This is a genomic window from Vulcanisaeta distributa JCM 11216, assembly GCF_001315985.1.
GTDB classification, from domain to species: Archaea; Thermoproteota; Thermoprotei; order Thermoproteales; family Thermocladiaceae; genus Vulcanisaeta; species Vulcanisaeta distributa_E.
Genome location: NZ_BBBI01000002.1, coordinates 1 through 13667 on the forward strand (window position 1 = coordinate 1; position 13667 = coordinate 13667).

General features: G+C 47.5%; 7 protein-coding genes and 9 pseudogenes. 10 read left to right on the forward strand and 6 right to left on the reverse strand.

Annotated elements, in window-relative coordinates:
- A pseudogene (locus JCM11216_RS01890) lies at positions 1-766 on the reverse strand (phosphoglycerate mutase); the annotation flags it as partial.
- Positions 767-873: 107 nt separating this feature from the next.
- On the reverse strand, positions 874-1152 hold the full coding sequence (locus JCM11216_RS01895; RefSeq protein WP_243674841.1) for a divalent-cation tolerance protein CutA: 279 nt from the start codon (positions 1150-1152) through the stop codon (positions 874-876).
- Between the two features lie 124 nt (positions 1153-1276).
- Here JCM11216_RS01895 and JCM11216_RS01900 point away from each other — a divergent pair.
- The 4 genes and pseudogenes from JCM11216_RS01900 (at position 1277) to JCM11216_RS01915 (ending at position 5033) form a co-directional block, all read left to right on the forward strand.
- Positions 1277-2235, forward strand: a pseudogene (locus tag JCM11216_RS01900) (aldo/keto reductase).
- Positions 2236-2377: 142 nt separating this feature from the next.
- Positions 2378-2997 (forward strand): annotated as a pseudogene (gene thiE / locus JCM11216_RS01905) (thiamine phosphate synthase).
- A gap of 103 nt (positions 2998-3100) precedes the next feature.
- A complete protein-coding gene (locus tag JCM11216_RS01910; RefSeq protein WP_243674842.1) occupies positions 3101-3748 on the forward strand; it encodes a mechanosensitive ion channel in 648 nt (215 codons plus the stop codon).
- Positions 3749-3801: 53 nt separating this feature from the next.
- A pseudogene (locus tag JCM11216_RS01915) lies at positions 3802-5033 on the forward strand (redox-regulated ATPase YchF).
- 7 nt (positions 5034-5040) lie between these two features.
- On the opposite strand, the gene JCM11216_RS15160 reads toward JCM11216_RS01915, so the two are convergent.
- The 4 genes and pseudogenes from JCM11216_RS15160 to argS (JCM11216_RS15175) form a co-directional block, all read right to left on the reverse strand.
- Positions 5041-5508 carry a DALR anticodon-binding domain-containing protein gene (locus JCM11216_RS15160; protein WP_243675006.1) on the reverse strand — a complete coding sequence of 156 codons (468 nt, stop codon included), beginning with the start codon at positions 5506-5508 and terminating at the stop codon, positions 5041-5043.
- A pseudogene (argS, locus tag JCM11216_RS15165) lies at positions 5488-5906 on the reverse strand (arginine--tRNA ligase); the annotation flags it as partial. The gene JCM11216_RS15160 and the pseudogene argS (JCM11216_RS15165), both read right to left, overlap by 21 nt.
- Positions 5813-6475, reverse strand: a complete 663-nt coding sequence (locus tag JCM11216_RS15170) for a hypothetical protein (RefSeq protein WP_243674843.1) — start codon at positions 6473-6475, stop codon at positions 5813-5815. The gene JCM11216_RS15170 and the pseudogene argS (JCM11216_RS15165), both read right to left, overlap by 94 nt.
- Positions 6427-6840: an arginine--tRNA ligase gene (gene argS / locus JCM11216_RS15175; RefSeq protein WP_243674844.1), complete on the reverse strand. Its 414-nt coding sequence runs from the start codon at positions 6838-6840 to the stop codon at positions 6427-6429. The genes JCM11216_RS15170 and argS (JCM11216_RS15175) overlap by 49 nt, the downstream gene beginning before the upstream one ends.
- Before the next feature lie 236 nt (positions 6841-7076).
- Here argS (JCM11216_RS15175) and JCM11216_RS01925 point away from each other — a divergent pair, with 236 nt between their 5' ends.
- The 6 genes and pseudogenes from JCM11216_RS01925 (at position 7077) to rpoA1 (ending at position 13648) form a co-directional block, all read left to right on the forward strand.
- Positions 7077-7352, forward strand: coding sequence for a DNA-directed RNA polymerase subunit H (locus JCM11216_RS01925; RefSeq protein WP_243674845.1), 276 nt, complete (start codon positions 7077-7079; stop codon positions 7350-7352).
- 159 nt (positions 7353-7511) lie between these two features.
- Positions 7512-8684, forward strand: a pseudogene (locus JCM11216_RS01930) (DNA-directed RNA polymerase subunit B'').
- A 106-nt stretch (positions 8685-8790) separates the two neighbouring features.
- Positions 8791-10584: pseudogene (locus JCM11216_RS01935) on the forward strand (hypothetical protein).
- Positions 10581-10742 (forward strand): hypothetical protein, encoded by a 162-nt coding sequence (locus tag JCM11216_RS15180; protein ID WP_243674846.1) that lies wholly within the window; start codon positions 10581-10583, stop codon positions 10740-10742. The pseudogene JCM11216_RS01935 and the gene JCM11216_RS15180 overlap by 4 nt, the downstream one beginning before the upstream one ends.
- Positions 10674-10918: pseudogene (locus JCM11216_RS15185) on the forward strand (hypothetical protein); the annotation flags it as partial. The gene JCM11216_RS15180 and the pseudogene JCM11216_RS15185, both read left to right, overlap by 69 nt.
- Positions 10919-10960: 42 nt before the next feature.
- A pseudogene (gene rpoA1 / locus JCM11216_RS01940) lies at positions 10961-13648 on the forward strand (DNA-directed RNA polymerase subunit A').
- Positions 13649-13667 lie beyond the last annotated feature (19 nt).

Here is a 13667-nt window from a genome sequence, read left to right on the forward strand (position 1 = left end):
TTATCGCTGGCTTAATCCTATACTTAGTACTCAATGGTTCAAAGTTCCTCAGGGAACCCGCGCCCCCCCTGAGGAGGACCATGTTTATTGGGCCCTTACCCTCCCTCCTCCTCTTCTCATTGAATTCCGCCTTGCTTAGCTTTTCATAAACGAGTTTTGTGAATTCATTGATGTAATTAGCCGTGGTCCTGGCATCATCATTTAAGGCCCTGGTCTCTAAAACCCTGGCACCAGTGGCATGTGGGTCAGTATCGCTGACATGCGGTGATACATTGCCTCTAAGGACTAGGACACCCCCCCTATGCTCCACAGTCTGCTTATAAATAGCCTCAATGCCATACTTACTCCTTAATACGGGCAGTACCTCGTTATTGATTATATTCTCTATTTCCCTAACCTCATCGGGATTTATATACCTGCCACCTCTCCTATCAATGACCACTAAGTCATTATTGACAGTGGCTACGTTCGTCCTAAAGGCGACATCCCCCCCAGGGTTAAGCGTTAATCCCGCACCCAATGCCTCAAACGGTCCCCCCCTGCCAGGGTAATACTTGTACGGGTCATAGCCAAAAATGGCTAGGTGAGCCGTGTCACTGCCTGGCCTAATGCCTGGCGATATTACGTCCATAAGGCCACAGGATCCCTCAGCAACTAACCTATCAATTGTGGGTTTAACGGCAAATTCCAACGGAGTCTTTCCACCAAGCTCCTTAACTGGTCGGTCAGCACAGCCGTCTAAAATAACCAGTAATGCCCTAGGCATAGGCTTAAAGCAATGCTGGGGGGGCGTTAAAAGTATTTGCCTTAAGTGGAATTAGCTTCGGTTAAGCGTGTCATCAATCCACCTCAAGTACTCATCAAGACCACCAATTATTGCAACGCGATGATCTCGGGGGGGACCTTATATGGATGCCTCTCCCTTATTGATCTTATCAATTCATTAAGTTTATCCCTCCTTGATTTGATGATGAGTAATGCCTCATTATCCTCCTCAACCCTCCCCCCCTCCCAATAATAAATACTTCTTAATCCATCAATAATATTCACGCATGCAGCCAGTTTGTTATTAATTAACGACCTAGCTATTTCGGCACCGACATCCCTGTTAGGCACTGTAACAAGAATAATTACGTAGCCATCCTCAACCATAACTCCTCCCCCCCATAATTCATGAGGAATAATTTACTAAAGCATTATCTTCATTGTAAATTAAATCAATTTGTAATGAACTTCGTAATAATGTTTAAATGTGAAATAATTAGCGTCATTCTCGATGGAGTACATAAACCTTGGCAAGACTGGGTTGAAAATTTCGAGGATAGGTCTCGGTGCGTGGCAATTCGGTGGTGATGCTTGGGGGGGTCCCTACGAATATGGGATTGCCAAGGAGGTTATCGCCAAGTCCGTTGAGCTCGGTATAAATTTCATAGACACCGCGGCCGTCTATGGGCGTGGCCGTAGCGAGGAGTTTGTGGGTAGGGCAATTAGGGAGTTGGGGGGGATTAGGGATCATGTTGTTATTGCCACTAAGATACCTGGTGATTGGCATAGGTATGATGATGTCCTCAAGGCAGCGAGACGAAGTAGGGAGAGGCTTGGTGTGGATGTTATTGACCTCCTTCAACTCCATTGGCCAGCCTGTTGGCATAATGTACCAATTTGCGAGACCATGAAGGCGATGGAAAAGTTAGTTGATGATGGCGTAATTAGGTACATTGGCGTTAGCAACTACCCGCTCCAGCTCCTTGAGGCTGCTCGCTCATGCCTTAAGAAGACTGACATTGTCAGTTCCCAAAACAGGTATAATCTGATCGAGAGGGATGCGGAGAAGGAGCTCCTGCCCTACTTACAACGTGAGGGGGGGATTACGTTAATTGCCTGGAGTCCATTGGCGAAGGGTGCAGTCACTGGTAAGTACAGCCCGGAGAATAGGCCAGGGGGGGTGACCTTAGGGAAAACGAGCCGGTATTCTATCCTGATAATCTTAGGGAGGTAAGTACTAAGTTAGTACCAGTGATTAGGGAATTAGCGAGTAAGTACGGCAAGACGCCGGCCCAAATAGCGCTTAATTGGCTTATAATGCATGACAATGTTGTGCCAATACCAGGAGCCAAGAACGCGGCGCAGGTTGTCGAGAATGCCGGTGCGGCCGGTTGGAGGTTAAGCGAGGAGGACTTTAGGAAGCTCAACGCTGCAAGTAACTCCTTAGTCATAACGTATGTTACATGGTGATTAAGCCATTAAATTTATAGTTATTCATCACGTATTCCTAGTCCTAGAAAAAATAACTAGGCTAACGGTTAAGATACACCGGCAATGGGTAGAAGACTGAACAAAGCAAAATAAGGGGGGGGACCGCAGGTAATAACATTGTATGAAACTTCCTAAGGGAATATATGGAATAACGGATACGAGCTACACGGTAAAGAACCACGTGGATGCAGCCAGGGCATTCCTCGAGGGTGGGGGGGTTAGGATTGTTCAGTATAGGCGTAAGGAGGGTAGTATTAGGGTCATGCTTGAGGAGGCCAGGGCCATTAGGAGACTTTGTAATGAGTATGGGGCCGTATTTATTGTTGATGATAGGGTTGACATAGCCGTATTAAGCGATGCGGATGGGGTCCACGTGGGGCTTGACGATGCGCCCGTGGATGAGATTAGGAGAAGGTTTAGCGGCCTAGTGATTGGCGCTAGTGCCAGTACGGTCGGTGAGGCCGTACAGGGCGAGAGGGCTGGTGCTAACTACATAGGCGCAGGTTCTGTATTTCCAAGCCAACTAGGCCGGATTACAGGGTTACGGGTATAGATGGGCTAAGGAGCATTGTGAGGTCCGTGAATGTGCCCGTCTATGCAATAGGCGGTATAACGCTTGAGAGTATACCAACCATTAAGGCTACTGGTGCCTGGGGTGCGGCCGTTATTTCAGGAATACTGGCGTCAAAGGACCCGGTTAAGATGGCTAGGGCATTCGTCGAGGCATGGGAAAATGCCTAGTTCTTTCTATTATCGTAATTTTATAACTAGTATATGAGGATCTATGCCATGTTTTACCCCCCCGAGAAATCTTTATTAATACTTGATATTTAGCAAATAAAACGTGGCAACTACTACACCACAAATGAGTAGGAAGGAGATCGCTAGACATTATGCTAATGCCATAGTTAAGCTCGTGGTATACATAGTCGTATATGTAGTAGTCGCCGCGGTAGTTCACTGGTTGATAGTGTATTTACTGCCAACGATGTTTCACATAGATGTTAAGCCGTATGAGGGTTATGTTAATGTACTGCTTGCACTTGCCTTTGGTTACCTAATCGTGTCCGCCTTCGCCGATGTCATTTATTGGGCCATGAGATTTAGGTATGACCACCCGACAGCTAGGGCCATGAGGAATGTATTCCTACTAATAGGTATTGGTGCATTGGTTGCGGGCATCGCGGGTGGAATTGGTGGTGGAGTTGCTGGTGTGGCTGTCGGTGGCTTCCTCGGTATTGTGATTGGCTTTGCCGTCCAGCAGGTCCTTGGGCAGGCGGTGGCTGGCCTATTCCTACTATTGGCTAGGCCGTTCAGGATTCATGACCATGTGAATCTGCTTGGTGAGGAAGGTATTGTTAATGATGTTGCAATACTGTTCACTGAGGTTATTAAGAGCGACGGCACTAAGGTCTTGATACCGAATAATTCAATAATTGGTAATAAGATATACCTACTGCCCAAACAGCAGCCTCAACAACAGCAGAAGTGATTCGTCAACATAAATAATATTAAATTTATTAATTGGTATTGTTTTCATTTCTCGTGCCTTTACAGAGCCATGTTCAGATTGGCATCGTCGGCAAGCCTAACGTTGGTAAGTCCACATTCTTCGCTGCGGCGACTATGATCGACGTTAAGATTGCGCCTTACCCGTTCACCACGATAGAGCCTAACGTGGGTATTGGCTATGTTAGGATACCCTGCGTGTGCAGGGACCTGGGCGTTAAGGATAATCCCAGGAACTCCATATGCATTGAGGGTAATAGATTCATACCAGTGGAGTTGATCGATGTTGCTGGCTTGGTACCTGGGGGGGCTTGGCAGGGTAGGGGGGCTTGGGCAATCAATTCCTTGATCACCTTAGGAGGGCTCCTGTGCTTATTCACGTGGTCGACATGGCAGGTGCGACTGATGAGGAGGGTAGGCTTGTTAAGCCTGGTTCTCATGATCCATTGGCTGATATTGAGTTCCTTAGTAATGAGGTTACCATGTGGATGGTCCAGATGCTCAGTAAGGATTGGGATAAGCTTGTTAGGCTCGTGGATTACGCGAAGAAGCCTCTGCTCGATGTATTATATGATAGGTTCAGTGGGCTTGGCATAACCCAGGCGCAGATAAGTGATGCATTGGTAAAGTTGGACCTAGACAAGAAGCCGCTTAGTAAGTGGGGGGGTGGTGATGATATTAGGGGTTTCGTTTCCATGCTTAGGGAGTTGAGTAAGCCCATGGTCATCGCAGCAAATAAGATGGACATCCCCCCCGAAGCCGAGGATAATTATAAGAGGGTTGTTAAGGAGGTTGGTAGTAAGTACAGGGTTATTCCCGTGAGTGCTGATTACGAACTTGCACTGAGAAGGGCTGCTAAGGCAAATTTGATTAAGTACATACCTGGTGATGACGACTTTGAGATCATATCAAGTAGTCTAACGAATGCCCAGAGGGACGCCCTGGAGAGGATCAGGGACTTCATGCATAGGTGGGGGGGTGGCACTGGCGTTATTAAGGCGTTGAATACTGCCGTGTTCGACGTACTCGGCATGATTGCGGTCTACCCAGTGGCTGATGAGAAAAAGTTCACAGATACTGAAGGCAATGTGCTACCCGACGTATTATTATTACCCAGAGATGCCACGGTTCTAGACCTGGCCAGGGAGGTTCATAGTGAGATTGCTGAGAAGGCCGTTACGGGTGTTGACGCCATTACCGGTAAGAGACTTGGTGTTAACTCGAAACTTTGGCATAGGGCGGTCGTGAGGATCTACATAACGAAGTAACTCAACATTACATTCTTCTGAGTTTAGGTATTCCGAGTATATCCATGGCATTTCCAAGTACGGTTCTCACGGCATTCACGAGGTTTATCCTAAACTCCCTAATACCCGGCTCAGCATTAAGTACGGGATACTTCTCGTAATAACTGTTAAAAACCAGGGATATCTTATTCACATACTCAATGATGTTCTCAAGCCTCAACTCCTGGGCAGCCTTAGCAACAACCTCGGGATACTCACCGAGTAGTAATATTAATTCCTTCTCCTCATCAACAATGTTGTCTGGTACCTGGGTTATTCTAGGGATCTCACCGGCCTTCTCGAGTATTCCATTTGTCCTAACGTATGTGTACTGAACAAATGGGCCACTATTCTGTCTCAAGTTCAGTACCTTATCCCATGAGAACGTTAAAGGCTTGTTCGGGCTTACCGAGAGGAATGAGTACCTGATCGCGCCGACGGCCACGGCCTCGGCCACCTTACCGGCTTCGTCAGGCGAGAACCTGCCTTTCACGATTTCCATAACCCTATCCCTGGCCTCGTTCAATAGTTCATCAAGTGATACGTAAATCCCCCCCTTCCTACCACTCATCTTCATTCCAGCCAAATTAACCATTTCATAGGAATAATGAATAAGTCTCTTGGCTAAATCGTGATACCCCATGCATGTAATGCCAACCTAAGCTGAGCTTGTGGGTGGGCTTGTTCAGAGCCTATAACCCTTATCAACTTATCAAACTTGAAGTTGCTCCAGAACCAAAGGGCATAGGCAATGTCTCTCGTTAGGTATAGGCTCGTCCCGTCACTCCTGAGTAGGGTGGCCTTCGGTATGTACCTAGGTAGTTTAAGTTCGTTCCAAAGCCCAAGGTCTTGCACGTACTATCCGCCCTAAATACCAAAGCCCCGTTATCTCTCTCCATGTACTGCGGAACCTTCCTGAGTAATTCGTTAATGACCTTAGATACACCACCATTATCAACAGCGACCTCACTCTCGAAATCCCACGAATCAAAGCTTATGCCGAGTCTATCAAGGGTTATCCTAAAGCCCCCCCTGAGCACTATGTCCACTGCTTCCCTAATGACGCTCCTAACGAATTCATCACCCTCCTCGTAAGCCCTAGACCACTGCTTAACCATTAACGGGAGATCCTCAAACTTACCCAACCCCCCCTTAAGTAAACCCTCAGTGAGTTCCTTATCCCTCTCCATAAAGTTGTTGATTACGGAGACCCACTCATCCCTCTCGCTAATTAGCTTATTAGCATCCTCATACTTACCCTCATTCTTAAGCTGCTCAATTTGCTTGCTCAATCTCTTAATCTCACTTACCGCATATGTTACTGAGTATATGATGCCCATCACATCATCAGGCTTCCAACCACCATTAATCCTACTTAATACCAGGTCCTTAGCCACGTAATAGCCAATACCAACATATGGCATTTGATCTCCGCAATCATTAACGTAGAAATGAACCTGACGGAGGCACCGCAAAACCTTAACAGCCTAGCCAGTGAATCGCCGAGCACGGCATTCCTACCATGACCAATATGCATGGGTTTAGCGGGGGGGTTCGCACTCGTATGTTCTATTATATAACTGCCCCCTGGACATTTATTAGTAAGACCGTATCTATTACCGAGGTTGTTAATTGCTGACAAAACCATGCCTGCGTAGTTCTTCATATTAACATCAATGTTTAAATAACCATTAATTAATACAGCCTTATTAATTAGCCTTAATTGATTTATTACCTTATTATTTATTATTTCATTAATATTAGTATATTCCTTTACGATGTTATGCATTGGGATTGCTAAATAACCATATTGTGGCGGTGCCTTATCACGTCATTCACGTACCCAGTCACGTCAGTACCAATTTCCTTACTTAGAAGCTCGAGAAGCCTCTGCACCTCCCTAATTACTTCATCATAGGGATTATTCATTCAAGAGTGTTGTTACTCTCACAATATTAAATGTTTTAGTGTCATTGTTTAGTCATTGGTGTAAGGCTTATATAGCCTTATGATGAGCGTAATGACGTGAGTTCAGGGGGTAGGAGGAGGAAGACTGAGGAGCGCTTTAGGAGGATTCTCGAGCATGAGTACATGCCTAAGGCCGAGATCGTGCCCAAGGAAGAGGTTAAGGAGATACTCAAGCAATTGAACGCTAAGGTTTTCCAGCTTCCATGGATTAGGGCGAGCGATCCATTGGCTAGGGCCATAGGCGCCAAGCCTGGTAATGTAATTAGGATAATTAGGAGGTCAGACACGGCCGGGGGGGAGTTCGTCACGTACAGGTTCGTGGTTCCAGGCTAATATACAAAGCAATATAAATAAGTTCTTTATGGATTAGTAGGAGCCATGGCTGTTCGGTTTATGGATTATTATTCTGGAAAAAAGAGTTTAAATATTAATTTAAGCATGGGGGGGTGATTAATCATGCCGATAGATAATCCTAATGTTGATCGTGGTAAGATGGTGGATTCCGTGTCAATACCGATACTTAGGTCTAAGAGGGCTTACACGGCATTCCCATCATCAGACGACAGGTGGGAATTAGTAAGGGCATTCATTAGGGAGGGCGGCCTTGTTAGGCATCAGATTGATTCGTTTAATGACTTCGTTGAGAAGAAACTGCAGGAGATAGTCAATGAGAATAACATAATTGAGACCGAGGTTAAGGGCCTCTACATAAAGCTTGAGAGGATCGAGGTTGGGAAGCCAAGGGTTAGGGAGCAGACGCCAGCGAGCATATCCTATACCCAATGGAGGCCAGACTCAGGAACCTAACCTACGCGGCACCGCTTTACCTAACAATGGTGCTTTACGTGAATGATGAGGAGGTTGATAGGCAGAAGGTCTACATAGGTGACCTACCGATAATGGTTAGGTCAAAGTTCTGCAACCTATACGGTCTTAAGCAGCAAGAGCTAATCAGTAAGCTTGAGGACCCCGATGACCCGGGTGGTTACTTCATAATTAATGGTAGTGAAAGGGTCATTGTTTCCCAGGAGGATCTAGCCCCGAATAAGCCATTTTACGATAAGGGTGACAAGGCCAGTATTACGCATGTGGCTAAGGTAATATCAATTGGCGCCGGGTATAAGACCACGGTCACGGTCGAGAGGCACAGGGACGGTATTATATACGTGACGTTTCCGGCAATAGCCACTAGGATACCATTCCCAATAGTGATGAGGGCGCTTGGCCTAGAGACGGACGAGGACATAGTACTTGCGGTAAGTGATGACGCCGATATACAGAATGAGTTATTGCCATCACTACAGTTCTCCGTGCAGATAGCCAGTACCGTTGATGATGCATTGGACTTCATAGGCAGTAAGGTGGCCATTGGACAGCCCAGGGAGGTTAGGATTGAGAGGGCGAAGCAAGTGCTCGATAGGTACTTCCTCCCTCACCTAGGCACTACCGAGGATGCTAGATTGAAGAAGGCGTTGATGGTTGCAGATGGTTAAGGGCGTTATTGAGATGTACCTTGGGCGTAGGCAACCGGATGATAAGGACCACATAGGCAACAAGAGGGTTAGGCTAGTTGGTGACTTGATGACTCAGTTGTTCAGGGCCGTATTTAAGCAGGTGCTCCAGGACATTAGGCAGCAATTGGAGAGGCATTACTCGAGGGGGTAAGATACCAAGCCTGGTTACTCTTGTAAGGGCTGACATAATAACCGAGAGGGTTAGGCATGCATTGGCTACGGGTAATTGGATAGGCGGTAGGACCGGGGTCTCACAGATGCTTGATAGAACTAACATACTATCAACATTGAGTCATCTAAGGAGGGTCGTATCCAACCTAAGCAGGACACAGCCCCCCCACTTTGAGGCAAGAGACCTACACCCAACCCAGTGGGGGGGTAGCTTTGCGCCATTGAGACGCCTGAGGGTCAAAACTGCGGTTTGGTGAAGAACCTAGCCCTACTCTCCACAATAACAGTTGGCGTTAATGAGGAGGAGGTAGAGAAGATGCTTTATGACCTCGGTGTTGTCCCGATACTGAAGGCTAGGAAGGAGGGTGTTAAGGGTACTGAGGTTTACCTGAATGGTAGGTTAATAGGTATTCACACCGATCCCGATAAGCTCGTGAGTACGATTAGGGAAATGAGGAGGAGGGGGGGGCAGATAAGTCATGAAATTAATATTGCAAGGATTAGGGACAAGTACTTGGATGAGGTGAGGATTAATTGTGATGGTGGTAGGTTAAGGAGACCATTGATAATTATTGAGAATGGGAAGCTAAAGCTAAGGCCTGAGCATATTGAGAGGCTGAGGAAGGGTGAGTGGACATGGAGTGACTTAATTAGTAATGGCATTATTGAGTACCTTGATGGTGATGAGGAGGAGAATGCCCTTGTCGCCATTAATCCTGAGGAGGACATGAGCAAGTACACGCATATGGAGATTATACCGTCCGTCATGATAGGCGCCGTTGCGTCTATAATACCATATGCGGAGCATAATCAATCGCCAAGGAACATCTATGAAGCCGCAATGGCAAAACAAAGTCTCGGATTCCCAGCAGCCAATTATAGATTTAGGATGGACAGTAGGGGTCACCTACTTATTTATCCTGAAAAACCATTGGTTATAACGAGGGGTATAGAACTCAATGGTTACTTAGAGAGACCGGCTGGTCAAAATGCCATTGTTGCATTATTGACATATACCGGTTATAACATGGAGGATGCCGTAATACTAAACAAGTCAACTATTGAGAGGGGGGGAATGTTCAGGAGCGTGTTCTTTAGGACGTATGAGACGGAGCAGATGAGGTATCCCGGCGGTGAGGAGGATAGGATAGAGATACCATCGGCCGAGGTCAGGGGGGGTTACAAGGGGGGGCCTGAGGCCTATGCGCATCTGGACGAGGATGGTATCGTATCCCCCCGAGGTATTCGTATCAGGTGGTGAGGTTCCCATAGGCAAGACATCGCCGCCCAGGTTTTATGGTGTTTATACCGAAGCTGTTGTATCTAGTGCGAGGAGGGATTCCTCAATAACTGTTAGACGTGGTGAGAAGGGCATCGTCGATAACGTCGTGGTCACAGAGACAAACGAGGGTTATAAACTCGTTAAGGTCAAGGTCAGGGAGTTGAGGATACCGGAGCTTGGTGATAAGTTCGCCAGTAGGCATGGGCAGAAGGGTGTCATGGGCATGATGATACCAATGCAGGACATGCCATTCACGGAGGACGGAATAACACCAGACATAATCGTTAACCCACATGCATTACCGAGTAGAATGACCGTTGGTCAATTACTCGAGTCCATGGCAGGTAAGGTTGCCGCGTTGAGGGGGGGTGTAATGATTGATGCGACGCCGTTTGAAGGCGTAACTGAGGAGGAGCTCAGGGACTTGCTCATTAGGTCCGGCTTTAGGTGGGATGGTAAGGAGGTAATGTATAGTGGGTTAATGGGGGGGAGGAGGCTTGAGGCTGACGTATTCATTGGCGTTGTTTATTACCAGAAGCTTCACCACATGGTTGCTGACAAGATACATGCCAGGGCAAGGGTCCCGTACAGATATTGACTAGGCAAACAACGAGTAGATCCAGGGAGGGTGGTCTCAGGCTTGGTGAGATGGAGAGGGACGTGTTGATAGCTCATGGCGCGGCTGCCTACTTAGGGAGAGACTTGTTGAGTCCAGTGATAAGTACGTTATGTATGTCTGTGAGGATTGCGGAATGATTGCTTGGTACGACTCCAATAAGGGTAAGCCTGTCTGTCCAATACATGGTGATAAGGGTAGGATTGTGAGGGTTGTTGTGCCATACGCATTTAAGTTGTTGCTTCAGGAGTTGATGAGTCTTGGTATTTACCCAAGAATTGAGGCAGGTGATTTAATTGAGGAGAGGAGGGCTTGATAAGGTTTATTTAATGGCTTGTCAAGGGGGGGGTGATGAGTAATGGCGACACAGACAGAGAAGATCTCCATTAGGGAAGAGGAGATACCTCTAAAGACCATAAAGGCCATTAAGTTCTCGATCCTTTCACCAGACGTTATAAGGTCGATGTCCGTCATGGAGATAACGACATCGGAGACCTACGATGAGGCAGGTAGGCCAATGGTTGGCGGATTAATGGACAGGAGATTAGGCGTCGTTGAGCCTGGTGCCAGGTGCGAGACCTGCGGTAACCCGCCCGATAAGTGCCCTGGGCATTTCGGTAGGATAGAGCTTGCAAGGCCGGTAATACATGTTGAATATGCCAAGTATATACATGACCTGCTCAGAACAACGTGTAGGGAATGTGGTAGAATATTACTTACGGATGAGGAAATCGAGAAGTACAGCAAGAGATTGACTAAGTTAAGGGCCAGGTGGAAGTTGCTTGCGGATAGGCTTATTGAGAGGATTAGGAAGAAGGCCATGGAGAGGACCGTATGCCCACACTGCGGTGCTAAGCAGTACAGGGTTAGGTTTGAGAGGCCGTACACGTTCTATGAGGAGAAGGAGAATGGCGTATTGGAGAAGCTGGACCCAATGAAGATTAGGGAGAGGCTTGAGAAGATTCCGGATAGTGACCTGGAGTTATTGGGCTGGGATCCGAAGCTTGCAAGGCCCGAGTGGGCTGTTTTAACTGTGTTGCCAGTACCGCCACCGCAGGTTAGGCCCTCAATACAGCTGGAGACTGGGCAGAGGAGTGAGGATGACCTAACGCATAAGCTTGTCGATATTGTTAGGGTTAATGAGAAGCTTAGGACGGCCGTTGAATCCGGTGCGCCAAGCAGTGTTGTTGATCAGCTATGGGACTTACTTCAGTATCACGTGGCCACTTACTTCAACAATGAGCTACCAAACCTGCCACCCGTTAAGCACAGGAGTGGTAGGCCTCTAAAGACCCTAGCCCAGAGACTTAAGGGTAAGGAGGGTAGGTTCAGGGGAAGTCTATCGGGTAAGAGGGTTGACTTCTCATCAAGGACTGTGATTAGTCCGGACCCCCCCAACCTAAGCATTAATGAGGTTGGTGTGCCAATTGACGTGGCAAAGGTATTGACGGTGCCCATGACAGTCACTGAGTGGAACCTAGAATTAGCCAGGCAATTGGTACTCAATGGACCGGAGGTCTGGCCTGGTGCTAATTATGTGATTTACCCAGATGGTAGGAGGGTCGACCTTAGGTACTTCAGGGATAGGCGTGAACTAGCCAATAAGTTAGCCCCCTGGATTCGTAATCGAGAGGCACTTAATAAATGGTGACATAGTACTATTCAACAGGCAACCAAGTCTTCATAGGATGTCTATGATGGGCCACATAGTGAGGGTATTACCGGGCAGAACCTTCAGGCTGCACCTTGCTGTTTGTCCGCCGTATAACGCGGACTTTGATGGGGGGGATGAGATGAACCTACATGTGCCTCAGAATGAGGAGGCCAGGGCAGAGGCAAAGACGTTAATGCTTGTTCAGAACCACATAATAACGCCTAGGTACGGCGGGCCAATAATAGGCGCTAGGCAGGACTACATAACCGGCGGTTACCTACTGACTAGGAAGGACACGTTCATAAACAGGGAATTACTCATGTACATACTGGCCGCGGCTAACTATGACGGTGAAATAGATGAACCAGCCATAATGCACCCGAAGGAACTTTGGACTGGTAAGCAGGTAATATCGATGCTCCTACCCAAGGACCTAAACTGGGTTCAGCCAACGGCAATTAAGGAGAGTTGCAAGGACCCATATAACTGCTACACTGATGAGTACATATTAATTGTTAATGGTTACATGGCCACCGGGGGGGTCCTTGATAAGAAGTCCATAGGTGCCGAGCAGGTTGACTCGCTATGGCACGTGATAGTTAAGAGATACGGCAATGACTACGCAAGGAGGTGGGTCGACTCAATACTAAGGGCATTACTCAGGTTCTTAGACCTCAGGGGGGGATTCTCGATGGGTATTGATTCACTGGAGATGCCTCAGGAGAGCTACAGGGAGCTTGAGAGATTGTATGAGGAGAGTGAGAGGAAGGTCCTTGACTATATACAAAAGTATAGGGAGGGAAAACTTGAGGCTGAGCCGGGTTATACGATTGATGAGACCCTGGAGAATGACGTAACAATTGAATTAAGCCGCGTAAGGGAGGCTGCGGCCCGTGTTGCGGAGAAGTACATTAATAAGGATGGTGAAGCTACATAATGGCTAAGACAGGCGCCAGAGGCAGCATCGTTAATATAACACAGATGGTTGCGATGATAGGCCAGCAGACAATAAGGGGTGAACGCTTAAAGAGGGGTTTTGCTGGAAGAACCACGGCGCACTTTGAGCCTGGTGACCTGGGTCCAACGGCAAAGGGATTCGTTAGGAATAACTTCAAGGTCGGCCTAACACCGCTCGAGTTCTTCTTCCACGCAGCCGGTGGTAGGGATGGCCTAGTGGACACTGCCGTAAGGACCGCCCAAAGCGGTTACATGCAGAGGAGACTCATTAATGCGTTGCAGGATATTTACGTTGCTTATGATGGGACGGTTAGGAACGCCTCAGGCTCCATAATACAGACTAAGTACGCTGAGGATGGCATTGACGTTAGTAAGAGCGATCACGGCAGGCTTAATCTAGATGAAATATTTAGGAGGGCAGGTATAAGTAGGTGATGGGTATGTCCGAGGTAAA